Here is a 25,705-nt window from a genome sequence, read left to right on the forward strand (position 1 = left end):
GCTGAGCGCTGCTGGAGGGCCGCCACGTGATCCGGGTACCGCGGCTGGTGGTCGCGGCGCCGTCCTCCGGGAGCGGCAAGACGACGGTGGCGACGGGGCTGATGGCCGCGTTCGCCGGGCGCGGGCTGGCCGTCTCCCCGCACAAGGTCGGCCCCGACTACATCGATCCCGGCTACCACGCGCTGGCGACCGGCCGTCCCGGCCGTAACCTGGACGCGTATCTGTGCGGTCCCGAGCGGATCGCACCGCTGCTGGGCCATGCCGCCCGGGGCGCGGATCTCGCCGTGGTCGAGGGCGTGATGGGGCTGTACGACGGCGCTGCGGGGCAGGGCGGGCTGGCGTCGACGGCGCATGTCGCCAAGCTGCTGCGCGCTCCGGTGGTGCTGGTGGTGGACGCCTCGTCGCAGTCGCGCTCGGTGGCCGCGCTGGTGCACGGTTTCGCCTCCTGGGACCCCGAGGTGCGGGTCGCGGGAGTGGTGCTCAACAAGGTGGGTTCCGACCGGCACGAGGAGCTGCTGCGCGAGGCGCTGGATGGCTCGGGGGTGCCGGTGCTGGGCGTACTGCGCCGTACGAAGGTGGTGCGGGCGCCCTCCCGGCATCTGGGGCTGGTGCCGGTGGCCGAACGGCGCGCGGAGGCAGTGGAGTCGGTGACGGCGCTGGCGGAGCGGGTGCGCGAAGGGTGCGACCTGGACGCGCTGCTGGCGCTGGCGCGGCAGGCTCCGCCGCTGCCAGCGGAGGCGTGGGACCCGGTCGCCGAGGTGGGGGCCGAGCCGGTGGCCGGGGCGCCGCGCGTGGCGGTGGCGAGCGGGGAGGCGTTCACCTTCTCGTACGCCGAGCACGCCGAGCTGTTGCGGGCTGCGGGCGCCGAGGTCGTCGGCTTCGATCCGCTGCGGGACGAGGCGCTGCCGCACGGCACGGCGGGGCTTGTGATCGGTGGGGGCTTCCCGGAGGTATACGCTCCGGAGTTGGCCGAAAATCGACCCCTGCGGGAGCAGATCGCGGCCTTCGACGGGCCGGTCGCGGCCGAGTGTGCCGGGCTGCTGTATCTCGCACGGGAGTTGGACGGCAAGCCGATGTGCGGCGTACTCGACGCGCGGGGGCGGATGGCCGAGCGGCTGACGCTGGGCTACCGCGAGGCGGTGGCCGTCGCGGACAGCGCGCTCGCCGAGGCCGGCACCCGGGTGCGGGGGCACGAGTTCCACCGCACCGAACTGCTGCCGGGTGCGGGGCAGGTGCCCGCGTGGGGGCTGGTGCGGCCCGAGCGGCGCCCGGACGGGTTCGTCCAGGGCAATGTGCACGCCTCCTACCTGCATGTGCACTGGGCGGCTGCGCCGCGGATGGCGGCACGGTTCGTGGCGCGCTGCGCGGGACGCGGGGATGCGGAGAACGGAGCTGCCGGAGCGGGGAACGGGTCTCCCGGAGCGGGGAACGCGGCATGAGCGCGTTCGGCGCCGGTACGGGGCAGGGGCCGCGCGTGGTCACCGTCGGTGTGGGCACCTGCGCCGGTGTGACGGCTGAAGAGGTGCTGGAACTGGTGCGGAGTGTGCTGACCGCCGCGGGGCTCGCGGAAGGTGACGCGGCGGCGCTGGCGACCGTCCAGGCGCGGGCCGAGGAGCCGGGGCTGCTGGCGGCGGCACGGAAGTTGGGCCTGCCGCTGATCGCCTACGACGCACGGACGCTGGCCCGCGTACGGGTGCCGCACCCCTCGGACTTCTCCCGTACGGCCGTGGGCACGCCTTCCGTCGCCGAGGCGGCGGCACTGCTGGCGGGTGGCGGAGGCAGCGGACCGGCCGCACAGGGAGGGGCTCCGGTGTTGCTGGTGCCGAAGACCAAGGCACGGGCGACAGCGGGGGCTCCCGTGCGCGTCACCGCTGCCGTCGCCGCCGTCGCCGTGCCGGGGAGAGAGCCGTGAACGCGGACGGAACCGCCCTGGGCGAGGCCCTGCGGCACCACGGGGACGTGGAAGTGCGGGGCGCCGGAAGCGGATTGACCGACCTGGCCGTCAACGTCCGTACCGGAACTCCCCCGGTGTGGCTGCGAGAGCGGCTGGCCACCTCGCTGACGACACTGGCCGCCTATCCGGACAGCTCTGCGGCGCGCCGTGCGGTGGCCGAGCGGCACGGGCTGCCGGAAGACCACGTACTGCTGACGGCGGGCGCGGCAGAGGCGTTCGTCCTGCTGGCGCGCGCCATATCCGCCCGCCGCCCGGTTGTGGTGCACCCGCAGTTCACCGAACCCGAGGCGGCACTGCGGGACGCGGGGCACCAGGTGGAGCAGGTGCTGCTGCGGCCGGGGAACGGCTTCCGGCTGGAGGCGGACGCCGTACCGGCGGAGGCGGATCTGGTGGTGGTCGGCAACCCGACCAACCCGACCTCCGTGCTGCACCCCGCAACAGACCTGGCCGGGCTCGCCCGTGCGGGGCGCACCCTGGTCGTGGACGAGGCGTTCGTGGACGCGGTACCGGGGGAGCGGGAGTCGCTGGTGCCGCTGTTGGGACAGCTGCCGGGCCGGACGGTCGTGCTGCGCAGCCTCACCAAGACCTGGGGCCTGGCCGGACTGCGTATCGGCTATGTGCTGAGCGACCCCGGGACCGTGCGCGCACTGGCGCATCAGCAGCCGCTGTGGCCCGTCTCGGCCCCGGCGCTGGTGGCGGCCCAGGCGTGCAGTACGCCTGCCGCACTGGCCGAAGCCCAGCAGGCGGCCCGGCAGTTCGCGGCGGACCGCGACCATCTGCGGGAGCGGCTGGCACAGCTGCGTACGGCCGGGATACGCGAGGCGACACCCACCCCGGAAGGGCCCTTCCTGCTGCTGGAGCACCCGCGTGCGGCGGCGCTGCGCGCCCGGCTGCGCGAGTTGGGCTTCGCCGTACGGCGCGGGGACACCTTCCCCGGGCTCGGGCGGCAGTGGTTCCGGATGGCGGTACGGGACCGCTCGACGACCGACCGGTTCGTGGGGGCGCTGCACCACGCGCTGGAGACGCTGGACGCCGCGCACGAGCACACGGCGGACGAGCATTGACCGGAGCGGCCACCGTGCCGCCGCCCCCACACGGCACACTGCGGCGAGGCGTGACGACGACGGTCACACTCGCTACGGCGCTTCCACCCCAGCCGGACCGGCTTCAGCGGCGCTTCCCGTGTGCCGAGCGCCACTGCCGTACGGCGCTCTCCACGTCGAAGGGGACGAGGCGATGGGGCGGGCCCTCCGGAGGGCGGCGGATCGCTTCGTCGATCCTGGCGTTGATCTCGCTGAGGATCGAGCGCACCTCGGCCTCCGAGCGCGCCTCTGCGGCCCGCTCCCGGGCTTCCTGCGCGTCTTTGCGGAGCGCGAGGGAGGGCGGCAGATAGGAGAGGTTCTCGTCGCGCATCTTGCGCTCGACCCACCACTGCTCGGTGTACGGCTTGTCGAGGCCGGGCAGCGGTTTTCCGGCGCCGGGGAGGTCGGCGAACTCGCCGCGCTCCTCGGCCTCCCGGATCTGCCGGTCGGCCCAGCTCTCGAAGCTGACTCCTGGGGGCTTGCGTTCGGTCACGGCGCGTCCTCCGTGCGGTGTGCGGGCACCTCGCAGGTCCCATCGTCACACGCCGCTCCACCGTGCTGCCCGGCTGGGCCGGATCCGGCCGCCACCTGGACGAGTCCGCCCGCTGCCGCGTACGCCTGCTCCAGCGCCTGGGTGAACACCTCGGCGGGCTGGCCGCCGGAGACACCGAAGCGGCGGTCCAGCACGAAGAACGGCACGCCGGTGGCGCCCAGCGCTGCCGCCTCGCGCTCGTCGGCGCGTACGTCCTCGGCGTAGGCGTCCTCGTCGGCGAGGACCCGGCGGACCTCGGCCTCGTCCAGTCCGGCGCCGGTGGCGACCGAGACGACGGTCTCCGGGGCGCCGAGGGGCAGCAGTTCGGCGAAGTTGGCGCGGTAGAGGGCGTCCAGCAGCGCGGTGTGCACGGCCGGGCCCTGCCGCTTGGCGTGGTGCAGCAGGCGGTGCAGCGCGAAGGTGGATCCGTTCATCAGGCGGCCGGACGCATAGCCGAGGCCCTCGCCGTGCGCGGTCTCGGCAACCCGCGCCTCGGCCGCTTCGGCCTGCTCGGGCGTGAGGCCGTACTTGTCCGCCAGGAGCCTGGTGACCGGTAGCCCGGTCGGCGCGCCCGCGTCCGGGTCGAGTTCGAAGGAGCGGTGCACCACCTCCACCTCGTCCCGGTGGGCGAAGGCCGCCAGGCCCTTCTCGAACCTGGCCTTCCCGATGTAGCACCAGGGGCAGGCGATGTCGGACCAGATCTCTACGCGCATGTCCGGTCGAACCGCCACCGCGCACCGGCTATTCCCCGTCGCCCCGGCTGCCCTGGCCGCCCTGACCGCCCGGCACCGTCCCGGTGACGCCGGGTGTCCTCGCCGCGCCGTACGCCGTCTCCACCACTGCGCGGGCCACCCCCAGTTCGACGGCGTCCTGGGGGCGCAGCCGCAGCTCCTCGGCGGTCTGTGGCACCTGCTCGGAGTCGCGCTTGAGAATGGCGGCGGCCAGTTCCGGGGCGATGACGGAGAAGTAGCTGTCCGGGGTGACCCACAGCCTGCCGGGAGCGGCCAACGCGAGGGCGCCGCCCGAGCCGCCCTCGCCGATCAGCAGCGAGGTGACCGGCACGGTGGCCTCGGCGACGGCGGTGAACACCTCGGCGATGGCGGGCCCGGCACCCGCCCGCTCGTCCTCGGGGCCGTTGGCGGCGCCGGGTGTGTCGATCAGGGTCAGAACGGGGATACGCAGCCGGTCTGCCATCCGGACGAGCCGCGCGATCGTGCGGTATCCGGCGGGCCGGGTCGGGGTACCGCACTGCGCCGCGTAGGCGACCGTGCGCCCGTCGTGCAATCCGAATCCGCACAGCACGCCCGGGTCGGTGCCCGAGCAGCGGTCGCCACTGATCTCCTCGCGTTCCGTGAAGTAGGCGTCCAGATAGGCGGCAGCCCGGGGGCGGGCCGCAGCGCGGGCGCGTGCGACGGCTTCCGTACCGCTGTCGGGCAGCCGGCCGCAGGCGGTCGGACCTGGCAGCGCGTACGGCACCGGTGCGGGGTCTGCCTGTGCCGCACCGGTACCCGGACCGGTGCTCGTCCCGGCGAGCAGGGTGAGCAGGGTGAGCCAGCGGGCGAGGACGGTGGGGAGTTCCGCCTCCGGCACGATGCGATCGATGTGACCGGCCTCGTACTGGGCCTCCACGGTGTACGCGGAGGGGTCGGCCGCGCGCGGACGCACACGCGAGCCGGCGAACGCCGCCTGTGCGCCGGGCAGGCCCAGCACCACATCGGCGCCCGCGGCGAGGGTGGCCCAGCCGCCGCCTGTCGTGGGGTCGCGGACGACCGCGAGCTGCGGCAGTCCCGCGGCGCGGGTCAGCGCGGTCTGCCGGGTCACCCGCTGTAGCTGGACGAGGGCGCGCATGCCCTCCTGCATCCGGCTCCCCCCGGTGGCCACCAGCGTCACCACGGGCAGCCGCCGCTCACGCGCCTGGGCGTGCGCCGCCTCGATACGGTCACCGGTGCGCTCTCCCAGCGAGCCGCCGAGGTACCCGAACTCGAAGCAGAGCAGCACCGCCTCAATGCCGCCGACCCGCCCTGTGCCGCACACCACGGATTCGGGCTCCCCGGTGCGCTGCTGAGCCTTTTTGCGCATCTCGTCATATCCGGGCCAACCCAGCGGCCCGTCCGCCGCCGCGGGCCGCCCCTCCGGGGCGTGCAACTCCGTGAAGCCGGTCGCCAGCTGGGCCAGCACCGTACGCGCTGTAGTCATACGTCCAGCCTGCGACACGGAGGCTGCCGTGCGCACCAGTGGCTTGTCCGGCAGCTCTTGCGTACCCGGCATGGGGCGCTGCGCTTGCCAGCCCTGCGCCTCTGGCGCAGACCTCCCAAGCGCAGCAAGGGGACGCGGACTCGCGCCCCGTAAGGGGCGCGGGGAACTGCGCGACAAGCCACAAACGACCCGCAGCCTGCAATCAACAGCAAGGGGCACCCCCCCCCAGCAATTCAACGCACCACCCGCCCCCGCAAAACCACCCGACTCGGCGCCTCCAGCACCCGCACATCAACACGCGGATCACTCTCATAAACAACGAAATCCGCAGGCGCCCCCTCGGCCAGACCAGGCCGCCCCAGCCAATCGCGGGCCCCCCATGTGCCGGCCGACAACGCATCCAGCACCGGTATCCCCGCCTTGACCAGCTCCCCGATCTCCTGCCCGACCAGCCCATGCGCGAGGGAGCCACCCGCGTCGGTACCGGTGAAGACGGGGATCCCCGCCTCCCACGCGGCCCGCACAGTGTCGTACCGGCGGGCGTGCAGCTCCCGCATATGGGCCGCCCAGCGCGGGAACTTGGCCTCGCCGCCCGCCGCGAGGGCCGGAAAGGTGGCGATGTTGACCAGGGTGGGCACGATGGCGACGCCGCGCTCGGCGAAGAGCGGAATGGTCTCCTCGGTCAGCCCGGTGGCGTGCTCGATGCAGTCGATGCCCGCCTCGACCAGGTCCTGCAGCGAGTCCTCGGCGAAGCAGTGCGCGGTGACGCGAGCGCCTTCCTCGTGGGCCGCCGCGATGGCCTCCTCGACGGCCCAGCGCGGCCAGCAGGAGCTCAGATCGCCCTCTTCGCGGTCGATCCAGTCGCCGACGAGCTTGACCCAGCCGTCGCCGCGCCGTGCCTCGCGGCGTACGTACGCGGTCAGGTCGCCGGGCTCGATCTCATGGGCGTAGTTGCGGATGTAGCGGCGGGTACGGGCGATGTGGCGCCCGGCGCGGATGATGCGGGGCAGATCGTCCCGGTGGTCGATCCAGCGGGTGTCGGAGGGCGACCCCGCGTCACGCAGCAGCAGCGCACCCGCCTCCCGGTCGGTGAGCGCCTGCTTCTCGCTGGTCGAGTCGTCGACGGGGCCGTGCGCGTCCAGTCCGACGTGGCAGTGCGCGTCCACCAGGCCCGGCAGCACCCAGCCGGTCAGAACGGCGGGATCGGCACCGCCGCCGGGCCCGGCCGGCCGCTCGTAGGTGACGCGTCCGTCGACCACCCACAGCTCGTCCCGTACGTCCTCGGGCCCGACCAGCACCCGCCCCTTGATGTGCAGACTCGCGCGCTCGCTCATATCCGCACTGTACGAGTGCCCGGCGTGGCGCCGTCCAGGGCACGTCCCCTGGGCCGGCGGGACGGCGGAAGGCGGTTGCGTGAACATTGGCGGGACCGAAAGCGAAGAAGGAGCTCTGCGGATCCGCAGAAAAGGCGGACAGGCCCTAAGCTCCGGCTTTACGATGCAATCCGGGCCGCTTTTCCGGCACAGGCGCCCGTATTCTTCTGCCCGCTCTCCGTCGGCTCAAACGCCAAGATTTCGTTAGCTTCATCGCAGCTCCGGGGTGCAAATCTCCGGTGGATCACACGGCTGTTATCGGACTGTGACGCATCCAACAGGTCGGCCGCTATACACGGACATATCCGCTTAAGCGGGAGCCCAGCGCAGCGGTCCAGCGCGCCCGCTCGCCCGCGCGCGATAACACAGACCACCCCGCTCCCGTAACCCCTCACGCCCGTGCAGTTTTGGATTCTGCTGGGTAAGTTGAATTCACATGACCGCCGCACAAGCAGACCATGCACGTGCCCCTAGAGGATTTCTCGAAATGCCGGAGGGACTGAAGCTCGACACACCCCGTGTGGACGACGGAGCCGCGATCTGGCGCATCGCCCGCGACTCGAAGACCCTCGATCTGAACTCCTCGTACAGCTACCTGCTGTGGTGCCGCGACTTCGCCGCCACCTCGGTCGTGGCCCGCGACGGCGCGGGCGAGCCGGTCGGTTTCATCACCGGCTACGTACGGCCCGAGCAGCCGCGCACCCTCCTCGTCTGGCAGGTCGCCGTGGACGAGGCGGCCCGCGGTCGCGGACTGGCCGCGGCGATGCTGGACGGGCTGACGCTCCGCGTCGCCGAGGAGTACGGCATCGACACCGTCGAGACCACGGTCACTCCGGACAACACCCCCTCCAACCGGCTGTTCACGTCCTACGCGCAGCGCCACTCGGCCGCGGTCGCCAAGGACGTGCTGTTCGACGCCGCTCTCTTCCCGGAGGACGGCCACCTGCCGGAAGTGCTGTACCGGATCGGTCCGGTCGTGTTTCCCGGCGCATCGAAGCGCTGACGTATACGGCCGCACACCCGCGGGTAGGCACCGTCGCCGACCGCCCATATCCAGACTTTCTTCCCACGCGACTCACTCCCTGGAGCAAGCTGTGACCATCACCCAGCCGGACCTCAGCGTCTTCGAAACCGTGGAATCGGAGGTGCGCAGCTACTGCCGTGGCTGGCCGACCATCTTCGACCGGGCGCAGGGTGCGCACATGTACGACGAGGACGGCCACACCTACCTCGACTTCTTCGCCGGAGCGGGCACGCTCAACTACGGCCACAACAACCCGGTGCTCAAACGGGCCCTGCTGGACTACCTCGAGCGTGACGGTGTGGTGCACGGACTGGACATGTCCACCAGCGCCAAACGCTCGTTCCTGGAGACCTTCCAGGAGCTGGTCCTCAAGCCGCGCGACATGAACCACAAGGTGATGTTCCCGGGGCCGACCGGCACCAACGCCGTCGAGGCGGCGCTGAAGCTGGCCCGTAAGGTCAAGGGCCGCGAGTCGATCGTCTCGTTCACCAACGCCTTCCACGGCATGTCGCTGGGCTCGCTGGCCGTCACCGGCAACGCCTTCAAGCGCGCCGGCGCCGGCATTCCGCTGGTGCACGGCACCCCGATGCCGTTCGACGACTATCTCAACGGCGCCACCGAGGACTTCGTCTGGTTCGAGCGGCTGCTGGAAGACCAGGGCTCGGGCCTCAACAAGCCCGCTGCCGTCATCGTCGAGACGGTGCAGGGCGAGGGCGGCATCAACGTCGCCCGTGCCGAGTGGCTGCGCGCCCTGGCCGACCTGTGCGAGCGGCACGACATGCTGCTGATCGTCGACGACATCCAGATGGGCTGCGGCCGCACCGGCGCCTTCTTCTCCTTCGAGGAGGCGGGCATCAAGCCGGACATCATCACGCTGTCGAAGTCCATCGGCGGCTACGGGATGCCGCTGGCGCTCACCCTGTTCAAGCCGGAGCTGGACATCTGGGAGCCGGGCGAGCACAACGGCACCTTCCGCGGCAACAACCCGGCCTTCGTCACCGCGACCGCCGCGCTCCAGACCTACTGGGCCGACGGCCAGATGGAGAAGCAGACGCTCTCCCGCGGTGAGCAGGTCGAGGCCCAGCTCAAGGCCATCGCCGAGGAGCATGCCGACGAGGTCGCCGACTACCGCGGCCGTGGCCTGGTGTGGGGCCTGGAGTTCCACAACAAGAGCCGCGCCACCGCCATCGCCCGGCGCGCCTTCGAACTGGGGCTGCTCATCGAGACTTCGGGTCCGGAGAGCGAGGTCGTCAAGCTGCTGCCCTCGCTGACCATCACGCCCGATGAGCTGGACGAGGGGCTGCGCATTCTGGCGCGGGCTGTCCGCGAGACCGTCTGACCCCCATGTCGTGGCCCGTCCCGGCTTCCCGCCGGGACGGGCTTCGTCCGTAATGGACACAGTAGGAACGGGCTTCGTCCGTAATGGACATAAAGCAGCCTCTTCCGTAAGGGACACAGAGAAAGGCACCATCAGACCGTGATCGTTCGTTCCTTCAAGGACATCGAGAACACCGACCGACACGTCAAGGCGGCGTCGGGCACCTGGGAGAGCAAGCGCATCGTTCTCGCAAAGGAGAAGGTGGGCTTCTCCCTGCACGAAACGGTCCTCTACGCGGGCACCGAGACCTCGATGTGGTACGCCAACCACATAGAGGCCGTGCTCTGCGTCGAGGGCGAGGCGGAACTGACCAACGACGAGACCGGCGAGAAGCACTGGATCACTCCCGGCACGATGTACCTCCTCGACGGGCACGAGAAGCACACGATGCGCCCGAAGACCGACTTCCGGTGCGTGTGCGTCTTCAACCCGCCGGTCACCGGCCGGGAAGACCACGATGAGAACGGCGTCTACCCGCTGCTCACCGAGCCTGACGACTGAGCCGAAGGCTGAGCGGCGACGCGCCGCAGCACCGTCGCGCCGAAGCGCCCACGTGCTGACACGCTGAGGCAACCGCCCTTCGTGACTGGGGACCGTTCGCCGGTCCACTTCGGCCGTCTCGGCCGTTTCGCCAAGTGAACAGGGCCGTACGAGAGGAGAGGAAGGCACTTCCATGACCACCGCACCCGAGCGCACCGCCGACCTGTACCCGACTCGCGGGACCACCGAGGTGGCCATCCCGCGGATGGACCCCGTCGTGTGGTCCGAACCGGGTACGCCGGGGCCTATTGAGGCCGCGGATCTGGCGGGCTTCGAGCGGGACGGGTTCCTCGCCATCGACCAGCTCATCGGGCCGGACGAGGTCGATGTGCTGCGCGCGGAACTGGAACGGCTCACCTCGGATCCGGAGATGCGTGCCGATGAACGCTCGATCGTCGAGCCGAAGTCGCAGGAGATCCGGTCCGTGTTCGAGGTGCACAAGATCAGCGAGGTCTTCGCACAGCTGGTGCGTGACCCGCGCGTCGTGGGCAGAGCACGGCAGATCCTGGGCTCGGACGTCTACGTCCACCAGTCCCGGATCAACGTCAAGCCGGGCTTCGGCGCCACGGGGTTCTACTGGCACTCCGACTTCGAGACCTGGCACGCGGAGGACGGTCTGCCCCGGATGCGGACCGTGTCGGTCTCGATCGCGCTGACGGAGAACTACGACACCAACGGCGGCCTGATGATCATGCCGGGGTCGCACAAGACCTTCCTCGGCTGCGCGGGCGAGACGCCGAAGGACAACTACAAGAAGTCGCTGCAGATGCAGGACGCGGGGACGCCGACGGACGAGTCCCTGACCAAGTTCGCCGAAGCACACGGCATCAAGCTGTTCACGGGCAAGCCGGGGTCGGCGACCTGGTTCGACTGCAACTGCATGCACGGAAGCGGTGACAACATCACTCCGTACCCGCGGAGCAACGTGTTCATCGTCTTCAACAGCGTCGAGAACCAGGCAGTGGAACCCTTCGCAGCGCCGGTCCGCCGCCCGGAGTTCATCGGGGCGCGGGACTTCACGCCCGTGAAGTGACACATACGCCCGTGACGTGACACGCCCTGTGCCCCCTTGTACGGGGACCGAGCGGGGGCGGGACCGGACGCGGTCCCGCCCCCGCGCCGTATCTGCTCGGCCGGTGCCGTATGTGCTCAGCCCGCAAGGAGGTTGAGCAGCCGGTCCACATCCTCCTCGGTGTTGTAGAGGTGGAAGGCCGCGCGCAGATTGCCCTCCCGGTCCGAGGCCGACACCCCGGCGGCCGCCAGCCTGCCGACGGTGTGCCCGAGACCGGGCACCGCGACGATCGCCGAGTCACCCGGCACCGGTTCGTATCCGCGGCCCAGCCCCGCGACCTCCTTGCGGAACCGCGCGGCCAGCGCCCGGTCGTGCGCCCCGATCGCCTCAGGGCCGCCCAGCTCCTCGACCAGTTCGAGGGAGCGCACGGCGCCCAGATACGGCAGGAACGGCACCGATTCCTGATATGCCCGCGCGTCCGGTGCGAGCCGCGCGATCGGGCCGTAGCAGTCGTCCCAGGGCGAGGCCCCCGCCACCCAGCCCGCGTGCAGCGGCAGGACCGCACGGTCGCGCTGCGCCTGCGCCGAGACGACCAGGAACGACGCACCGCGTGGGCACAGCAGCCACTTGTACGCGCCGCACACCACGTAGTCGTAGTCGTCGGCGCTGAACGGCAGCCAGCCCGCCGCCTGCGTCACATCCAGCAGCACCCGCGCGCCGGCAGCGCGCGCGGCCGCCCGTACGGCGGGCAGATCGGCGATACGGCCGTCCGCCGACTGCACCGCGCTGAGGGCCACCAGCGTGGTGGAGGGCCGCACCGCGTCCGGGAGTTCGGTGAGGGGCACGGTGCGCAGCGTGATGTCGTCGCGCACCGTGAACGGGTTGACGACGGAGCTGAAGTCGCCCTCGGGCGCGAGGACTTCGGCGCCGGAGGGGAGGGAGGCGGCGATCAGTCCGGTGTGCGTGGACACCGCGCTGCCCGCCGCCACTCGGGCCGCCGTCGTGCCGGCGATCCGTGCGAACGCCGCGCGCGCCTTGTCGACTTCCGCGTAGTAGACCGCCTGATCGATACGGCCTGCGGACATTCCGGTTACGGCCTCGGCGACCGCCGCTGCCGCGCGGGCGGGGAGGAGGCCGTGGGAGGCGGTGTTGAAGTAGGTGACCTCGGGCTTGAACTCGGCGGCGAGCACACGTGGATCCATCCCGCCAGTGTCGCGGGGCGGCTGCCGCCGGTCCACCGGGTTATGCCCTCACTCGCGGACCCCGTCCACCCTGCGCGGCAGTCCGAGCGGGTTGCCGTCCCGCAATTCGGGCGGGAGCAGGGCCTCCGGTGTGTTCTGGAAGGCGACCGGCCGCAGCCAGCGCTCGATCGCGGTGGCCCCCACGGAGGTGGAGGTCGACGTGGTGGCCGGGTACGGCCCTCCATGGTGCTGGGCCGGAGCGACGGCGACCCCGGTGGGCCATCCGTTCACCAGCACCCGCCCCGCGACAGCCGTGAGCCGCTCGACCAGCGAGGCGGCGCCCTCGCTGCCGGCCGCCTCGTCCGTACCGAGATGCACGGTGGCGGTGAGGCTGCCGGGTACCCGCGCCAGCACCGCTTCGGCCTCCGCCTCGTCCGCGTACCGGACGGCGACGGTCACCGGGCCGAAGCACTCCTCCAGCAACAGCTCGTGCTCGTCGCCCAGTTCGCGGGCCGAGACGGTGAACAGCCCGGGCCGCACGGTCCGTTCCTCGTCACCGGCCCCGGCGACGACCGGCGCCTCGACCCGTTCGAGTGCCGCCCGCTCGGCGACGCCCGCCAGGAACGCCTGCCGCATCCGGTCGTCCAGCAGATGGCCGGGGGCCGTGCCGCGCAGGGTCTCGGAGAGCTTGTCGAGCATCCGGTCGCCGTCCTGCCCCTCCGGGACCAGGACGAGGCCGGGCTTCACGCAGAACTGGCCAGTGCCCAGCGTCGTGGAGCCGCCGAGTCCCTCGCCGATCTGCTCGGCACGCTCGGCGACGGCCTCGCGGGTGATCACCACGGGGTTGAGGGAGCCGAGTTCACCGTGGAACGGGATGGGCCGGGGCCGCGCTGCAGCCGCGTCGAAGAGGGCACGGCCGCCCTTGACGGAGCCGGTGAACCCGGCGGCGGACACCAGCGGATGCCGCACCAGTTCGACGCCCGCCTCGAATCCGTACACGACGGAGACCACGTCCTCGGGCAGCCCCGAGTCCACGGCGGCGGCCCGCAGCGCGGCCCCGCACAGTGCGGAGGTGGCGGGGTGGTCGGGGTGCGCCTTGACCACGACGGGGCAGCCGGCGGCGAGCGCGCTGGCGGTGTCGCCGCCGGGGACGGAGAAGGCCAGCGGGAAGTTGGAGGCGGCGTAGACGGCGACGACCCCGATCGGCAGCTTGTAGCGGCGCAGATCGGGACGGGGCGGGGTGAGCGTGGGGTCGGCGTGGTCGATGATGACGTCGAGGTAGCCGCCGTCCTCGATCTCGTCGGCGAAGGCCCGCAACTGCCCTGTCGTACGGGCGAGTTCGCCGATCAGCCGGGGCTCGCCCAGCGCGCTCTCGGCGTCCGCCGTCGCGACGATCCGCTCTCCGTCGGCTTCGAGCCGCTTCGCGGCAGCGCGCAGGAAGGCCGCGCGGACCACCCGGTCGGCGAGCGCGGGGAGCGTCTCGTGCGCGGCCCGTACGGCGGCGTCCACATCGGCCGCCGTGGCCTCGTCGGCGACCTGTTCCCGCTGCTTTCCGGTACGGGGGTCGACGCTCCACACTGGTACTGCTGCTGCCACCGGAGTCCTCCTGGTCCTGCGGATCCGATCGCCTACAGGCGTTCCGCGCGGCTTTCGTGGCCCTGCGGAGCCGTCTTGTTCGGTATGCTGAACAACGTCCCTGTAGGTGAATTCCTTTGGGACTGTAGGTCTGCTCGAACAGAGGGGTCAAGGTCGATGTCGGGTACCGAGGCGGGGGGTTCGCAGGTCAAGTCGGCCGTGCGGACGGTGGAGCTGCTGGAGTTCTTCGCGGGGCGGCCCGGGATGCATACGCTCGCCGCCGTCCAGGAGGCGGTCGGCTATCCCAAGTCGAGCCTCTACATGCTGCTGCGCACCCTGGTCGACCTCGGCTGGGTGGAGACGGACGCCACCGGCACCCGGTACGGGATCGGGGTGCGGGCGCTGCTCGTGGGGACGTCGTACATCGACGGCGACGAGGTGGTGGCCGCTGCCAAGCCCACCTTGGACCGGCTCTCGGACGACACCACGGAGACCATCCACCTGGCGCGGCTGGACGGCACCAACGTCGTCTACCTCGCCACTCGCCAGTCCCAGCACTATCTGCGCCCGTTCACCCGCGTCGGACGGCGGCTGCCCGCGCATTCGACCTCGCTGGGCAAGGCACTGCTGGCGACGTATCCGGACGAGCAGGTGCGCAAGATGCTGCCCGAGACCCTGGCTCAGCTCACCGAGCACACCCTCACCGACCGCGAGCAGCTGATCGAGGAGCTGCGACTGGTGCGGGAGCAGGGATATGCCGTGGACCGCGAGGAGAACACACTGGGGCTGCGCTGTTTCGGCGTGGCCATCCCGTACCGCACTCCGGCGCGGGACGCCATCAGCTGCTCGGTGCCGGTGGCCCGGCTGACACCGGCGCACGAGCAGATGATCAAGGACGCGCTGTTCGACGCGCGGGACCGGCTGATGCACGCCACCCGCACGCTCTGACGCGTCCGCACGCCTCCCTGCGCCTCCACCCAGCGAGCAGCCCCCTCCGTCGCGCGGCGGAGGGGGTTCGTCGTACAGCAGGACGTCCCGTTCCCGCCGGGCGGGGAGCGTGGTGGCCATGGAGAGAGCAAGAACCGTCCTCGCCACCGTCACGGTCGCCGCCTGCCTGCCGTATCTGACCCTGAAGGCCGGCTGGCTGTCGGGCGGGCAGGCCGGCATCCCGCAGGGGAGCCCGCTGCTCGACGGCGGCGCCACCATGTGGATCCTCAACGCGCTGACCGTCGCCATGGACGGCACGGTCATCCTGCTGGTCCTCGCCCTCACCCGCCCCTGGGGGCGGCGACTCCCCGGCGCCGTACTCGCCGTGCCCCTGTGGATCGCCTGCGGGCTGTTCGGCCCGATCGTGGTCGCCTTCCCCGTGCAGACGCTCTACGGGGTGCTGGGCGGGGGCACCGGCGGCGGTATGGACAGCGGAGCCGATGAGCTGCTGGACAGCTGGGTGTGGACTCTCGTCTACACCGGATTCACCGTGCAGGCCCTCGCCCTGGGTGCGCTGTTCGTGCTCTATGTACGCGACCGCTGGGGCACACTGCTGCGCTCCCCGCTCCACCCAGGCGCTGCGGAGCACAACAGTGCCCATCCATGGCACCGATACGGACTCGCCGCAGCTGTGCTCGTGGCGCTTCCCTCCGTTGGGGGGCAGGCGGTGCAGCTGGCAGACGACAGTGCCGACAGCCGGATCGTCGACGCGACGTTCCTGCTGTACGTGATTCTCACCGTCGCAGCAGTCGCACGGTTGCTGCGTACGGGCGGGGCGAGGGACCGCGGCACGGCCCGGCTGTGGCCGACGCTGGCCGTCGCCTGGACCGGCTCCGGGGTGCTGGCGTGCTGGGGCGGCTGGCTGCTGCTGGGGGCGCTCTCGGGCGGCGGCCGGACGCTGGGCCAGGAGGTGAGCGCCGGGACGCTGCTGGCCTACTCTTGCCAGGCGCTCGCCGGGCTGCTGCTCGCGGCGCTGGGCGCCCAGCAGTTGCGCCGCCGAGCGCGACAGCTGACGCCCCGCCCGGCGCCCGGTGCGGCAGTGCGGCAGCACGCCTGAGAGCGCGTACACACAGCGGGGGGACGGCATGACGGAACGGCCACCGGGCCGCGGCAGGGTGCGGACGCTGGCGCTGCGCTGGGTGCATCTGCTCCAGGGCGGTGCGCTGCTGATGCCGTTCTATCTGCTGACCACTGTCGGCATCGGCGTCGTACGCCCCGATATGGCCCAGTTCCTCAACCGTGAACCAGGCCCGCAGTTCCTGGCGTTCGGGCTCTCCCTCCCGCTGGTGGCGGTGTCCGGACTGATCCCGGTGCTCAGGGCGCTGGAGTCCGCCGCGGCCCGTACCCTGTGCGAACTCCCCGGCGGCACCCTCGCACTGGGGCCCGCCGATTCATGGGCGGCCAGACGCCGCTCGGCGGTCTGGTTCACGCTGCACGTGGGCCTCGGCGGGATGGTGAGCGGGGCTTCGCTGGCGGTCCCGCCGATGGCGGTCGTCCTGCTGGTCCTCCCGCTCTTCCCGGCGCTGCAGGACGAACAGTGGGCGTGGCCGTGGGACCACGACGGCAGCGCGCTGTGGACGGCGCCGGTGGCCGGGCTCGCGCTGCTCGCGGGCCTGGTGGCGGCCGTCCGCGGGGCGGGGGCGCTGCTGGCGCGGTGTGCGCCCGTACTGCTGGGGCCGACGCCCGCTGACCGGCTCGCTGCCGCCGAGCGCCGGGCCGCCGATCTGGCGGTCCGCAACCGGCTGGCGCGCGAGCTGCACGACTCGGTCGGGCACGCGCTCAGCACGGTGTCGCTCCAGGCGGGCGCCGCACGCCGGGTGCTGGACGGCGACCCGGAATTCGTACGAGAGGCGCTGACGGCGATCGAGGAGACCAGCCGGGGCGCCGTCGCGGAGCTGGACGCGGTGCTCGGGGTGCTGCGGGCCGGGGAGAGCGCCCCGGCGGCCGGGCCCAGCCTGGCGGCGGGACTGGACGCGCTGGTCGCCCGCACCCGCGCCACCGGAACCGAGGTCCGGCTGCGGGTCGACGACGCGCTCGGCCCTCTCGCACTGCTGGAAGCGCAGGTGTCGGCCGAGTCCTTCCGCGTCGTACAGGAGGGGCTGAGCAACGCACTGCGGCACGCGCCGGGCGCCGCCGTGGACGTCCGGCTGGAGCGGCAGCACTCCCCGGAGGGCGAACTGCTGGCGGTGACGATCGAGAACGCGGCGGACGGGGCGGCTGCCGCCCGGCCCTCGGGCGGGCGGGGTCTCGCCGGGATCGCCGAGCGTGCAACCCTGCTGGGCGGCACCGCGCGGGCGGGCAGCGAGGAGGGCGTATGGCGGCTGACGGCCCGCCTGCCGCTGGCCCCGGCAGTACGGTCGCACAGTGCGGCACGGAACAGCACCGGACAGGAGAGCACTCCATGACAGCGGCGCCCTTGCGGGTCCTTCTCGCGGACGACGAGCGCATGGTCCGTACGGCGCTGCGCGCGATCCTGGCGAGCGAGCCCGGGATCGAACTGGTGGGCGAGGCGGCGGACGGCGACGAGGCGGTCTCCGCGGTCCGTGAACTGCGCCCGGACGTGGTGCTGATGGACGTGCGGATGCCGCGCGTGGACGGCATCCGCGCCACGGAGCACCTGGTGCGGAGCATGGGCGAGGAGGCGCCGCGCATTCTGATCCTCACCACGTTCGAGAACGACAGTTATGTCTACGACGCGCTGCGGGCCGGCGCCCACGGCTTCCTGCTGAAACGGGCCACGGCCGAGGACCTGGTCGCCGGTGTGCGGCTGGTGGCGCGCGGTGAGTCGCTGCTGTTCCCCGCCGCGGTCCGCGCCCTGGCGGCCCACCACGCGCGGGACCGCCGCGCCGAGGCGCTCACCGCGCGGCTCACCGACCGGGAGGCTGCGGTCCTGCGGCTGATGGCCCAGGGGCTGACCAACGCGGAGATCGCCGCAGACCTCACCGTCAGCATGGCGACCGTGAAGACCCACGTCGCCGGCGTACTGGCCAAGCTGGGTGCCCGGGACCGTACACAAGCGGTCATCCTGGCCTACGAGAACGGTGTCGTCACCCCGGGCTGAGACAGCCGTCACCTGGGCGGGAGATGAGAATGTCCTGAGAAGTCCCCTCAGCAGGAACCCACGCCGCCCCCGGCCGCGTTCTCGTACGGGATGAACAGGACGATCAGGCGTGCGGGCACCGTCACGCTGCTGCTGGTGATGGCGCTGCTGCTGCGGCTCACCTGGATGCAGATGGCGCACGGTGAAGCCCTCGCGGACAGCGAAAAGAACCGACGGAACACCATCGAGCAGTACGCGCAGCCGTTCGGTGACATATACGTGGGCGGCGAGCCGGTCACCGGCTCGAAGCGCTCCAAGGACGGCGGTGACCTGCGCTACCAGCGCACCTACACCGACGGCCCGCTCTACGCGCCCGTCACCGGCTACGCCTCGCAGGTGCGTGGTGCCACCCAGCTCGAGGGCATCTACCAGGACGTGCTCGACGGCACCGACGACCGGCTCAAGAGCCCGTTGGACCTGCTGACCGGCGAGCAGGCCAAGCCCGGCAACATCCTCACCACCATCGACCCGCACGTGCAGCGCGCCGGGTTCAACGCGCTGGGCGGCAAGAAGGGCGCCGCGGTGGCGATCGACCCGGACAACGGCGAGATCCTCGGCGCCGTCAGCACCCCGTCCTTCGACCCGTCCACTATCAGTGGCAGCGGCGCGGACGACACCGCGGCCTGGAAGAAACTGACCGCGCGCAGCGGCAACGACAAGACCGACGACAAACCCACCCTCAACCGCGCACTGCGCCAGGCCGTACCGCCGGGCTCGACGTTCAAGCTGGTGGTGGCCGCGGCGGCGCTGGAGGACGGGCGGTACGAGTCGGTGGACGAACCGACCGACAGCCCCGATCCGTACACCCTCAAGGGCACCTCGCAGGTGCTGGAGAACGAGAACAAGTCGGCGCCCTGCGAGAACGCCTCCTTGCGGACCGCGCTGCGCTACTCGTGCAACAACGTCTTCGCCAAGCTGGCGACCGACCTCGGCGCGAAGAAGCTCCGCGAGCAGGCCGAGAAGTTCGGCTTCAACGACGCTGAGCAGGACGTGCCCGTCCGCGCCGCCAAGAGCAACTTCCCCGCCAAGATGGACGAGGCGCAGACCGGGCTGTCCGGCATCGGGCAGTTCGAGGTCACCGCCACCCCGCTCCAGATGGCGATGGTCTCGCAGGCCATCGCGGACGACGGCAAGCTCGTCGACCCGCACATGGTCTCCCGGGTGCAGGACGCGGGCGGGCACACGCTCCAGTCGTACCAGGACCCCGGCTCGCACCGGGTGATGAGCGAGCGCACCGCCGAGCAGCTGCAATCGGCGATGGGCACGGTGGTGGACAAGGGCACCGGCAGCAACGCGAAGATCGACGGCATCACGGTGGGCGGCAAGACCGGTACGGCCCAGCACGGTGTCGACAACAGCGGTACGCCGTACGCCTGGTTCACCTCCTACGGCGAGACCGACCCCGGCAAGAAGGTCGCCGTGGCGGTCGTGGTGGAGGACTCGGACGCGGCCCGCGCCGAGGTCAGCGGCAACGGGCTGGCGGCCCCCATCGCCAAGAAGATGATGGAGGCCGCACTGCGGTGATCCGGCCGGGGGCTGCGTTGATCTGCCCCGCGGGGTGCGCTGATTCGGCTGGCGGGCCTCACACCTGCTCCGCGAGCGCCTTGGCCACCGCGGCGAGGTCCTGGTCCGAGGCGAGCCCTGCGTGGTAGAGCCGAAGTTCGGTGGCGCCGAGCGCCCGGGCGTGTGCGGCGTCCTCGGCGAGCGTGTGCGGGCTGCCGCCCATGCCGGAGACGACGGTGAAGTTGGCGGCGAGCGTGACTAGCGGGCCGCCGTGTGCGGCGAACGGCCGCAGGACTTCGCCGCGTTCGGCGCCGCCCTCGGGGCCGCCGGGGCAGGGGACGACTACTCCGTCGGCGTGGCCGAGCACATCGGCGGGACGGGTGCCCGCGTTGGCGCCCGTACGGTGCGGGGCCGGATCGGCGTGCAGGAGCACCCGGAAACGGTCGGGCGCCGCCTCCTGCCGTACCGCCGCGACCGTCTCGCGCTGGAGGCGGCCGGCCGCCGCGTCCCGCCACCCTGCGACCAGGGCCGCGGTCTCGGCGCCGAGCAGCGCCTCGATCGCGGACCACTCCCCCGCCCGTCGGCGCTCCCCGGTCTCTGCGGTCTCCCCGGTCTCTGCTGGCGGCGCTGTGGTGCGCTCGCCCCGCCAGACCGGTTCCAGGGCGCGCCGCACCGCGTCCCGCAGCCGCTCCGGGTCGCCGCCCAGGGACGCGTAACCCTCCTCGCACACCTCGCAGAAGCACAGCGACATCAGCGCGGCCGCGGCACCGTCCAGGGGCACTCCGCCGATCTTGTCGTGGGCGTGCAGATGGGCGAGCCCGTACCAGCCGCAGGACTCCAGTTCGGTGCCGCGGGTTCCGGTGCCGGGCCGTACGGCTGCCTCGGCCGCCAGCGCGACGGCGTAGGCCCGCACCTCCGGGCGCGCGATGCACGGGGCCCACGGGTAGCGGTCGCCGTAGGCGTTGCGGACGCTGGTGTGCGGAAAGTCCTCGCCCAGCCGGGAGTTGTGGGCCAGCACCACCCAGGAGTGCACCTCCAGCCCCGCCTCGGCCAGCGCACGGGCAGCTTCCGCGTACGGCCCGTCCGGATCGTCGCAGGCCACCCAGTCCTGTGGGTACGGGTGCGGGGCGTCGTGCCGCCAGCGGGCGGGGTCGGGCGGGTAGAGGACGGCCGAGTGCCGAGCCGCGACGACGCGGTGCCGCGGGTGACGCGGGGTCAGGGCGCGGGTGGAGTGGTAGGCGGAGGCCAGGGTGACCTGCTGGATGCCGAGCGCCGCGAGCCGGCCCGGCGCCTCCGGATCGCCGACCACGTCCCAGGGGTAGAGGAACGCCGCCGCCCGCATCAGCGCGCCCTCCCGGCCTCCGCCGAGGCGGTTCCCACGGGTGCCGCGGCGGCCAGCTCCAGACCCCGATCCAGCAGCGCGGCCAGCTCCTTGACATGGCCGGGCGCGGGGTCGGACAGCGGCGGGCGCACCCCGCCGACGTCCAGACCGCGCAGCCGTACCCCCGCCTTGACCAGCGAGACGGCGTAGCCGCGGCCCTGGTTGCGGAGTTCGACGAACGGTACGTAGAAGCCGTCGAGCAGCGCCCGTACCGTCGCCTCGTCTGCGGTGGCGAGCGCCCGGTGGAAGGCGAGGGCGATCTCGGGTGCGAAGCAGAACACGGCGGAGGAGTAGAGGGAGACGCCGAGCCCCTGGTAGGCGAGCCCGGTCAGCTCGGCGGTGGGCAGCCCGTTGAAGTATCTGAAGTCCCCGTCGAGTCCGGCGCAGCGGACGGCGGTGATGATGCGCTGCATCAGGTCGGGGTCGCCATGGCCGTCCTTGAGGCCGACGATGCGCGGGTGACGGGCGAGGCGTACGACGGCCTCGGGAGTGAACAGGGCGTTGTCGCGCTGGTAGACGATGGTGGGCAGCGAGGTGGCTTCCGCCAGCCGGGTGTAGTGCCGCACCAGCCCGGCCGGGTCGGCCACCACCAGGTACGGCGGCATCGCCAGCAGCCCGTCGGCGCCCGCCGCTTCGGCCCGGCGCGCGAACTCGCGGGCGAGCGCGGGCCCGTAGCCGACGCCCGCCAGCACCGGCACCCTGCCGTCCGCCTCCGCCACGGCCGCGGCCACGCACTCGCCGAACTCGTCCGGCGCGAGCGCGTGGAACTCGCCGGTGCCGCAGCACGCGAAGACGGCCCCCGCGCCCGCCGCCACACCGCGCCGCACATGTGCGCGGAAGGTGTCGAGGTCGACGGAGCCGTCGGGCGCGAACGCCGTCACGGGGAAGAAGAGCAGTCCGTCGAGCCGCTCGGTGAGCGACGTCCCGGGGGCCGTGGAGGACGAGGACGAGGGCATACGGAGCTCCTTGCGAGCCGGGACGGGCGGGCGGGTGCGAGGTGCGCCCTCCAGTCGTGCACTCTTCTGACGTACGTCCATATTCCTGAACGGTGGTCACGCTAAGGCAGCAGCGCACCACCGGTCAAGCACGAACACCCCTACCGGAGCGCCGACTTCACCGCACACAGGAGCGCCCGGCCCGGAGCACCGCTCTCTTGACGGGCCTGGGGGCACTCCATAGCGTCTCCCCATATATGAACCTCATCCACGGATGGAGATCGCCGTCATGTCCGAGAGCCCCTCGGCGGAGCCAACCGGCCGCACTGTCCTGCTCACCGGCGCCGCCGGCGGCCTCAGCACCCTGATGCGCGGACTGCTGCCCTCCTACGGCTACACGCTTCGGCTGCTGGACATGCGCCCCGTCGAGGGCGAGCCGGACGCCCTGGTACTGGACTTGAGCAGCGCGGACAGCGACGCGCTGCGCGCAGCCGTACGCGGCGTGGACGGGATCATCCATCTGGCGGGGATCTCACTGGAGTCCACCTTCGAGAAGATCCTCGACGCCAACATCCGTGGCACGTACGCGCTTTACGAGGCGGCGCGCGCCGAGGGCGTACGCCGCATCGTCTTCGCGTCCTCCAACCACGCGGTCGGCTTCACCCCGGTGCCGGGCGACGGAAAGGGCACGGCCGGCGAGGGCGGGGCCGCCGCGATCCCCGTGGACACGCCCCGCCGGCCCGACACCTTCTACGGGCTCTCCAAGTGTTTCGGCGAGGACCTGGCACAGCTCTACTGGGACCTGCACGGCATCGAGACCGTCTCCGTCCGGATCGGCTCCTGCTTCCCCGAACCGACCTCCGTGCGGATGCTGTCCGTGTGGATGAGCCCGGCCGACGGTGCCCGCCTCTTTCACGCGGCGCTCACCGCGGAGAACGTCGGCCACACCGTCGTCTACGGCTCCTCCGCCAACACCCGGCTGTGGTGGGACCTCAGCTCGGCCCGCGCCCTGGGATACGAACCGCGCGACGACTCCGAGCCCTACGCGGCCGAACTCATCGCCGAGCACGGCGAGTTGGACCCGACCCGGCCCGACCAGGCGCATCTGGGCGGCCACTTCTGTACGAACCCGCCGATGTGGCCTCGCTGAGGGGGAGCTGAAGGGAGTACCGGGAAAGCCGGATCCAGCAGGCATGATGGGGCCGCAACCGATCAGCCACGGGGAGGCTCCACCCATGCTCGCCACACCGCTCGCCCACCTCGCTCCGCTCACCCAGCTCGCCGACTCGGACAACTCGGGCTCGAACCCGCTCTCCGAGCTGGCGCGCTCCGGAGTGCTGAGCTGGATCATCCTCGGCCTGGTCGCGGGTACGGTGGCCAAGATCCTGCTGCCCGGCCGCGATCCGGGCGGCCTGGTGGGCACCGTCCTCATCGGCATCGCCGGCGCCTTCATCGGCGGCTGGCTCTCGGCCACCTTCCTGGACCGCCCGATAGCCAACAACGTCGTCGACCCCGGTCTCTGGGTCGCCGCCATCGCCGGCTCCCTCGTCCTGCTGGTCGTCTACCGGCTGCTGTTCGGCCACTCGCGCGATCGCCGCTGAGTGGGGGTCGTCGGACGTGAGGGTTGCGGCTGTCGCCATGCCGCCGGACCCCCTCCGTTGTGGTCGCTCGCCGTTGCGGCGGGAAGAACTTCCTGTCCCTCACCAGCCTTCGGCGGGGTAGAGACCCCAGGTCGAGGGTTTCCCTCCGGCGCCGGTGGGGGCGGGGGTTCGGGGGTCAGAGCTGGTGGGTGGTAGAAACGCGGAGTATTCATCCATCGCGTGGAAGGAGGCGCCATGTCGTCCAAGCGTCGGCGCAAGAAGAAGGCTCGCCGCAACAACGCGGCCAACCACGGCCGTCGGCCGCAGTCCTGAGTGCGGCTCCCCGCGTGCCGCACGGCGCGCGGGGAGCCCCCAGACGGTTCGCCGCCGGGTGCGCCGCGGCGCGGCAGCGCCCCGTATCTTCCCGGCACCCGGCCTCGTTAGGAGGCCGTGAGCACTCGAATCTCCAACCGGCACCTCGTCCGCACCGCCATGGCCGCCGTGGCCCTGGCCGTGCCGCTGCTGGCCGTACAGACCGCGCCTGCCGTCGGCGCCGCGAGCGCCACCACCGATGGCAGCCACAGCAGCCACGAGCGTGACCGCAAACCCGATCGCAAGAAGAAGACCCAGGGCGTCTTTCTGAGCATCTCCGGCTCCAAGAAGGCCACGATCCGGGGCGTCCTGCTCCAGTGCGAGCCCTCTCCGCGCGGGCGCCATCCGAAGGCCGCCGAGGCGTGCGCCGCGCTCGACAAGGCGCGCGGCAACCTCTCCGCTCTGCCCCGCAAGCGCGGCAACTGCACCATGCAGCACGCCCCGGTGACCGTCGCCGCATACGGCAGCCACCGGGGGCAGGCCGTCCACTGGAAGAAGACGTTCCCCAACGCCTGTGCCATGCACCGCGCGACGGGCCCCGTCTTCGATTTCTGACCCTCCGGACGCCGCCGGGTGCCGTGGACTACAGCGCCGCGGCGCCCGGCTTCACCATTCCGCGCACCGTGCGCGAGTCGACGTACTCACCGAGCGCCGTCATCTCCCATTCGCCGGAGAACTGGCGGATGAACTTGGCCATCAGGACGCCCGTCCGGGGCTCGGACTGGGTCAGGTCGAAACGGACCAGTTCCGCGCCGGCGCCGTCGAGCAGCCGGCAGTACGCCTTGGCGACATCCGTGAACTTCTGGCCCGAGAAGGAGTTCACGGTGAAGACCAGCCCCGTCACCTGCGGCGGAATGTCGCCGAGGTGGACGGTGATCACCTCGTCGTCCCCCGCGCCCTCGCCCGTGAGGTTGTCGCCCGAGTGCTGGATGACGCCACCGAGGATGGCGAGCTTGCCGAAGTAGCAGGAGTCGATCTTCTTGCGGTTGGCGTCGTAGGCGATCACCGAGGCGTCGAGGTCGATGTCCTTCGCCCGCCCTCCCGCGCGGAACACCGGCTCCCAGCCGAGCCCCATACGGACCGAGGTGAGCAGCGGCTTGCCTCCCTTGACCAGCGAGACCGTCTGGTTCTTCTGGAGGTTGACCCGGCCCTTGTCCAGGTTGATCTTCCCAGCCCCGGCGCCCGCGGCGGCCGGAGCCGAAGGGGCGGCGGGCGCGGACGGGGCCGAGGGAGCCGCGGGAGCCGAGGGGGCCGCGGGGGTGGAGACAGCGGGCGCGGGTGGGGCGGTGGGTGCTGCGGGAGCGGCCGGGGCCGCCGGGGCGGCGGGCTCCTCCACGCTCACGCCGAAGTCCGAGGCGATACCGCCCAGCCCGTTGGCGTACCCCTGTCCGACGGCACGGACCTTCCAGGAGTCGTTCCTGCGGTAGACCTCCACCACCAGCAGGGCGGTCTCGGCGCCCAGCTGCGGAGGGGTGAAGGTGGCGAGCACCGCGCCGGTCGCGGCGTCGCGGACCGTGGCGGTGGGCTCGGTGCCCGCGAAGGTGGCCCCGGGGGCGTCGAGGCTCGCGGTGACGACGACCTTGTCGATCCCGGCGGGCACCGCGCCGGTCTCCACCGTGATGGTGTCGGTGGCGCCGCTGCTGTGCGTCACGCCCGGAGCGGTGGGCTGGTTGTAGAAGACGAAGTCGTCGTCGGAGCGGACCTTGCCCTCCGGGCTCAGCAGCAGTGCCGAGACGTCGAGCTTGCTGGGTGCGGTTACGTCCACCGCCACGCGCTGTGCGGCCAGCGGCAGATTGGAGCCAGGAGTCATTGCGGTCATGCCGGGGGTAACGACTGGCAGCGCTTTGCGGTTCCTTTGCCGTGCCCGCATTTCGCCGGTGGCCTGGGTCTTCGCCGTGGATCCGGTTGCCGACGCCGACGTTCCGGTTCCTTGCGCCCCACGGTCCGCCCCGGCCGGGCAGTACGGTGAAGTAGACTGTTCTGTTTACCGCAGGTGTGCT

Annotated in this window: 24 protein-coding genes; 15 read left to right on the plus strand and 9 right to left on the minus strand. The window is 71.9% G+C overall.

Going from position 1 to position 25,705, the window contains the following annotated elements; genetic code table 11:
- The first annotated feature begins 26 nt into the window (after positions 1–26).
- From ACQEU8_RS25705 to cobC, 3 genes are read left to right on the plus strand one after another with little or no spacing between them, the layout of a single operon-like run.
- Positions 27–1,439: a cobyrinate a,c-diamide synthase gene (locus ACQEU8_RS25705; protein WP_433105034.1), complete on the plus strand. Its 1,413-nt coding sequence runs from the start codon at positions 27–29 to the stop codon at positions 1,437–1,439.
- A complete protein-coding gene (locus ACQEU8_RS25710; protein WP_433105036.1) occupies positions 1,436–1,912 on the plus strand; it encodes a cobalamin biosynthesis protein in 477 nt (158 codons plus the stop codon). Before ACQEU8_RS25705 ends, ACQEU8_RS25710 begins: the two co-directional genes overlap by 4 nt.
- Positions 1,909–3,018, plus strand: coding sequence for an Rv2231c family pyridoxal phosphate-dependent protein CobC (gene cobC / locus ACQEU8_RS25715; RefSeq protein WP_433105038.1), 1,110 nt, complete (start codon positions 1,909–1,911; stop codon positions 3,016–3,018). The genes ACQEU8_RS25710 and cobC overlap by 4 nt, the downstream gene beginning before the upstream one ends.
- Before the next feature lie 103 nt (positions 3,019–3,121).
- On the opposite strand, the gene ACQEU8_RS25720 is transcribed toward cobC, so the two are convergent.
- From ACQEU8_RS25720 to ACQEU8_RS25735, 4 genes are all read right to left on the minus strand, one after another.
- Positions 3,122–3,529, minus strand: coding sequence for a DUF1992 domain-containing protein (locus tag ACQEU8_RS25720; RefSeq protein WP_433105040.1), 408 nt, complete (start codon positions 3,527–3,529; stop codon positions 3,122–3,124).
- A complete protein-coding gene (locus ACQEU8_RS25725; protein ID WP_433105042.1) occupies positions 3,526–4,281 on the minus strand; it encodes a DsbA family oxidoreductase in 756 nt (251 codons plus the stop codon). Before ACQEU8_RS25725 ends, ACQEU8_RS25720 begins: the two co-directional genes overlap by 4 nt.
- A 28-nt stretch (positions 4,282–4,309) precedes the next feature.
- Positions 4,310–5,764 (minus strand): carboxyl transferase domain-containing protein, encoded by a 1,455-nt coding sequence (locus ACQEU8_RS25730; RefSeq protein ID WP_433105044.1) that lies wholly within the window; start codon positions 5,762–5,764, stop codon positions 4,310–4,312.
- Positions 5,765–5,997: 233 nt separating this feature from the next.
- Positions 5,998–7,098: an amidohydrolase family protein gene (locus ACQEU8_RS25735; RefSeq protein ID WP_433105046.1), complete on the minus strand. Its 1,101-nt coding sequence runs from the start codon at positions 7,096–7,098 to the stop codon at positions 5,998–6,000.
- A 526-nt stretch (positions 7,099–7,624) separates the two neighbouring features.
- Here ACQEU8_RS25735 and ectA point away from each other — a divergent pair.
- The 4 genes from ectA (at position 7,625) to thpD (ending at position 11,112) form a co-directional block, all read left to right on the plus strand.
- A complete protein-coding gene (gene ectA / locus ACQEU8_RS25740; RefSeq protein ID WP_433105048.1) occupies positions 7,625–8,140 on the plus strand; it encodes a diaminobutyrate acetyltransferase in 516 nt (171 codons plus the stop codon).
- A gap of 91 nt (positions 8,141–8,231) precedes the next feature.
- Positions 8,232–9,500, plus strand: coding sequence for a diaminobutyrate--2-oxoglutarate transaminase (gene ectB, locus ACQEU8_RS25745; RefSeq protein WP_433105050.1), 1,269 nt, complete (start codon positions 8,232–8,234; stop codon positions 9,498–9,500).
- Between the two features lie 138 nt (positions 9,501–9,638).
- Positions 9,639–10,040 (plus strand): ectoine synthase, encoded by a 402-nt coding sequence (locus ACQEU8_RS25750; RefSeq protein ID WP_209237934.1) that lies wholly within the window; start codon positions 9,639–9,641, stop codon positions 10,038–10,040.
- Between the two features lie 172 nt (positions 10,041–10,212).
- Positions 10,213–11,112, plus strand: coding sequence for an ectoine hydroxylase (thpD, locus tag ACQEU8_RS25755; RefSeq protein ID WP_433105052.1), 900 nt, complete (start codon positions 10,213–10,215; stop codon positions 11,110–11,112).
- A 116-nt stretch (positions 11,113–11,228) separates the two neighbouring features.
- Here thpD and ACQEU8_RS25760 read toward each other — a convergent pair whose 3' ends face one another.
- Positions 11,229–12,293: an aminotransferase class V-fold PLP-dependent enzyme gene (locus tag ACQEU8_RS25760; protein ID WP_433105054.1), complete on the minus strand. Its 1,065-nt coding sequence runs from the start codon at positions 12,291–12,293 to the stop codon at positions 11,229–11,231.
- Positions 12,294–12,341: 48 nt separating this feature from the next.
- Positions 12,342–13,850, minus strand: a complete 1,509-nt coding sequence (locus ACQEU8_RS25765) for an aldehyde dehydrogenase (NADP(+)) (protein ID WP_433108711.1) — start codon at positions 13,848–13,850, stop codon at positions 12,342–12,344.
- A gap of 174 nt (positions 13,851–14,024) precedes the next feature.
- On the opposite strand from ACQEU8_RS25765, the gene ACQEU8_RS25770 reads away from it, so the two are divergent.
- The 5 genes from ACQEU8_RS25770 to ACQEU8_RS25790 all read left to right on the plus strand — a co-directional run bounded on the left by ACQEU8_RS25770 (position 14,025) and on the right by ACQEU8_RS25790 (position 19,458).
- Entirely contained in the window at positions 14,025–14,795 is a 771-nt protein-coding gene (locus tag ACQEU8_RS25770) for an IclR family transcriptional regulator (RefSeq protein WP_433105057.1), read from the plus strand.
- 118 nt (positions 14,796–14,913) lie between these two features.
- Positions 14,914–15,891: a hypothetical protein gene (locus ACQEU8_RS25775; protein ID WP_433105059.1), complete on the plus strand. Its 978-nt coding sequence runs from the start codon at positions 14,914–14,916 to the stop codon at positions 15,889–15,891.
- A gap of 28 nt (positions 15,892–15,919) precedes the next feature.
- Positions 15,920–17,239 (plus strand): sensor histidine kinase, encoded by a 1,320-nt coding sequence (locus tag ACQEU8_RS25780; protein WP_433105061.1) that lies wholly within the window; start codon positions 15,920–15,922, stop codon positions 17,237–17,239.
- Positions 17,236–17,895, plus strand: a complete 660-nt coding sequence (locus ACQEU8_RS25785) for a response regulator (protein WP_433105063.1) — start codon at positions 17,236–17,238, stop codon at positions 17,893–17,895. The genes ACQEU8_RS25780 and ACQEU8_RS25785 overlap by 4 nt, the downstream gene beginning before the upstream one ends.
- A gap of 90 nt (positions 17,896–17,985) precedes the next feature.
- Entirely contained in the window at positions 17,986–19,458 is a 1,473-nt protein-coding gene (locus ACQEU8_RS25790; protein WP_433105065.1) for a penicillin-binding transpeptidase domain-containing protein, read from the plus strand.
- Positions 19,459–19,516: 58 nt separating this feature from the next.
- Here the strand turns inward: ACQEU8_RS25790 and ACQEU8_RS25795 are convergent, their stop codons facing one another.
- Together ACQEU8_RS25795 and ACQEU8_RS25800 are read right to left on the minus strand one after the other, a co-directional pair.
- Positions 19,517–20,779 (minus strand): hypothetical protein, encoded by a 1,263-nt coding sequence (locus ACQEU8_RS25795; RefSeq protein WP_433105067.1) that lies wholly within the window; start codon positions 20,777–20,779, stop codon positions 19,517–19,519.
- Positions 20,779–21,774, minus strand: a complete 996-nt coding sequence (locus ACQEU8_RS25800) for a 5-dehydro-4-deoxyglucarate dehydratase (RefSeq protein WP_433105069.1) — start codon at positions 21,772–21,774, stop codon at positions 20,779–20,781. The genes ACQEU8_RS25795 and ACQEU8_RS25800 overlap by 1 nt, the downstream gene beginning before the upstream one ends.
- Positions 21,775–22,042: 268 nt before the next feature.
- Here ACQEU8_RS25800 and ACQEU8_RS25805 point away from each other — a divergent pair, with 268 nt between their 5' ends.
- The 3 genes from ACQEU8_RS25805 (at position 22,043) to ACQEU8_RS25815 (ending at position 24,260) form a co-directional block, all read left to right on the plus strand.
- Positions 22,043–22,903 (plus strand): NAD-dependent epimerase/dehydratase family protein, encoded by an 861-nt coding sequence (locus ACQEU8_RS25805; protein WP_433105071.1) that lies wholly within the window; start codon positions 22,043–22,045, stop codon positions 22,901–22,903.
- A 169-nt stretch (positions 22,904–23,072) separates the two neighbouring features.
- On the plus strand, positions 23,073–23,354 hold the full coding sequence (locus ACQEU8_RS25810; RefSeq protein WP_433108713.1) for a GlsB/YeaQ/YmgE family stress response membrane protein: 282 nt from the start codon (positions 23,073–23,075) through the stop codon (positions 23,352–23,354).
- A 429-nt stretch (positions 23,355–23,783) separates the two neighbouring features.
- Positions 23,784–24,260 carry an SSI family serine proteinase inhibitor gene (locus tag ACQEU8_RS25815; protein ID WP_433105073.1) on the plus strand — a complete coding sequence of 159 codons (477 nt, stop codon included), beginning with the start codon at positions 23,784–23,786 and terminating at the stop codon, positions 24,258–24,260.
- A 28-nt stretch (positions 24,261–24,288) separates the two neighbouring features.
- Here the strand turns inward: ACQEU8_RS25815 and ACQEU8_RS25820 are convergent, their stop codons facing one another.
- Positions 24,289–25,515 carry a TerD family protein gene (locus ACQEU8_RS25820; RefSeq protein ID WP_433108715.1) on the minus strand — a complete coding sequence of 409 codons (1,227 nt, stop codon included), beginning with the start codon at positions 25,513–25,515 and terminating at the stop codon, positions 24,289–24,291.
- Positions 25,516–25,705: the final 190 nt, after the last annotated feature.

Origin of the sequence: Streptomyces sp. CA-250714, assembly GCF_050936705.1 — a bacterium.
Classification (GTDB): domain Bacteria; phylum Actinomycetota; class Actinomycetes; order Streptomycetales; family Streptomycetaceae; genus Streptomyces.

Coding starts and splice junctions, on each gene's coding strand:
- ACQEU8_RS25710 (WP_433105036.1), top strand. CDS start 1,436: ATGAGCGCGTTCGGCGCCGGTACGGGGCAGGGGCCGCGCGTGGTCACC.
- ACQEU8_RS25725 (WP_433105042.1), bottom strand. CDS start 4,281: ATGCGCGTAGAGATCTGGTCCGACATCGCCTGCCCCTGGTGCTACATC.
- ACQEU8_RS25730 (WP_433105044.1), bottom strand. CDS start 5,764: ATGACTACAGCGCGTACGGTGCTGGCCCAGCTGGCGACCGGCTTCACG.
- ACQEU8_RS25735 (WP_433105046.1), bottom strand. CDS start 7,098: ATGAGCGAGCGCGCGAGTCTGCACATCAAGGGGCGGGTGCTGGTCGGG.
- ectA (WP_433105048.1), top strand. CDS start 7,625: ATGCCGGAGGGACTGAAGCTCGACACACCCCGTGTGGACGACGGAGCC.
- thpD (WP_433105052.1), top strand. CDS start 10,213: ATGACCACCGCACCCGAGCGCACCGCCGACCTGTACCCGACTCGCGGG.
- ACQEU8_RS25760 (WP_433105054.1), bottom strand. CDS start 12,293: ATGGATCCACGTGTGCTCGCCGCCGAGTTCAAGCCCGAGGTCACCTAC.
- ACQEU8_RS25770 (WP_433105057.1), top strand. CDS start 14,025: ATGTCGGGTACCGAGGCGGGGGGTTCGCAGGTCAAGTCGGCCGTGCGG.
- ACQEU8_RS25775 (WP_433105059.1), top strand. CDS start 14,914: ATGGAGAGAGCAAGAACCGTCCTCGCCACCGTCACGGTCGCCGCCTGC.
- ACQEU8_RS25780 (WP_433105061.1), top strand. CDS start 15,920: ATGACGGAACGGCCACCGGGCCGCGGCAGGGTGCGGACGCTGGCGCTG.
- ACQEU8_RS25785 (WP_433105063.1), top strand. CDS start 17,236: ATGACAGCGGCGCCCTTGCGGGTCCTTCTCGCGGACGACGAGCGCATG.
- ACQEU8_RS25790 (WP_433105065.1), top strand. CDS start 17,986: ATGAACAGGACGATCAGGCGTGCGGGCACCGTCACGCTGCTGCTGGTG.
- ACQEU8_RS25795 (WP_433105067.1), bottom strand. CDS start 20,779: ATGCGGGCGGCGGCGTTCCTCTACCCCTGGGACGTGGTCGGCGATCCG.
- ACQEU8_RS25800 (WP_433105069.1), bottom strand. CDS start 21,774: ATGCCCTCGTCCTCGTCCTCCACGGCCCCCGGGACGTCGCTCACCGAG.
- ACQEU8_RS25805 (WP_433105071.1), top strand. CDS start 22,043: ATGTCCGAGAGCCCCTCGGCGGAGCCAACCGGCCGCACTGTCCTGCTC.
- ACQEU8_RS25820 (WP_433108715.1), bottom strand. CDS start 25,515: ATGACTCCTGGCTCCAATCTGCCGCTGGCCGCACAGCGCGTGGCGGTG.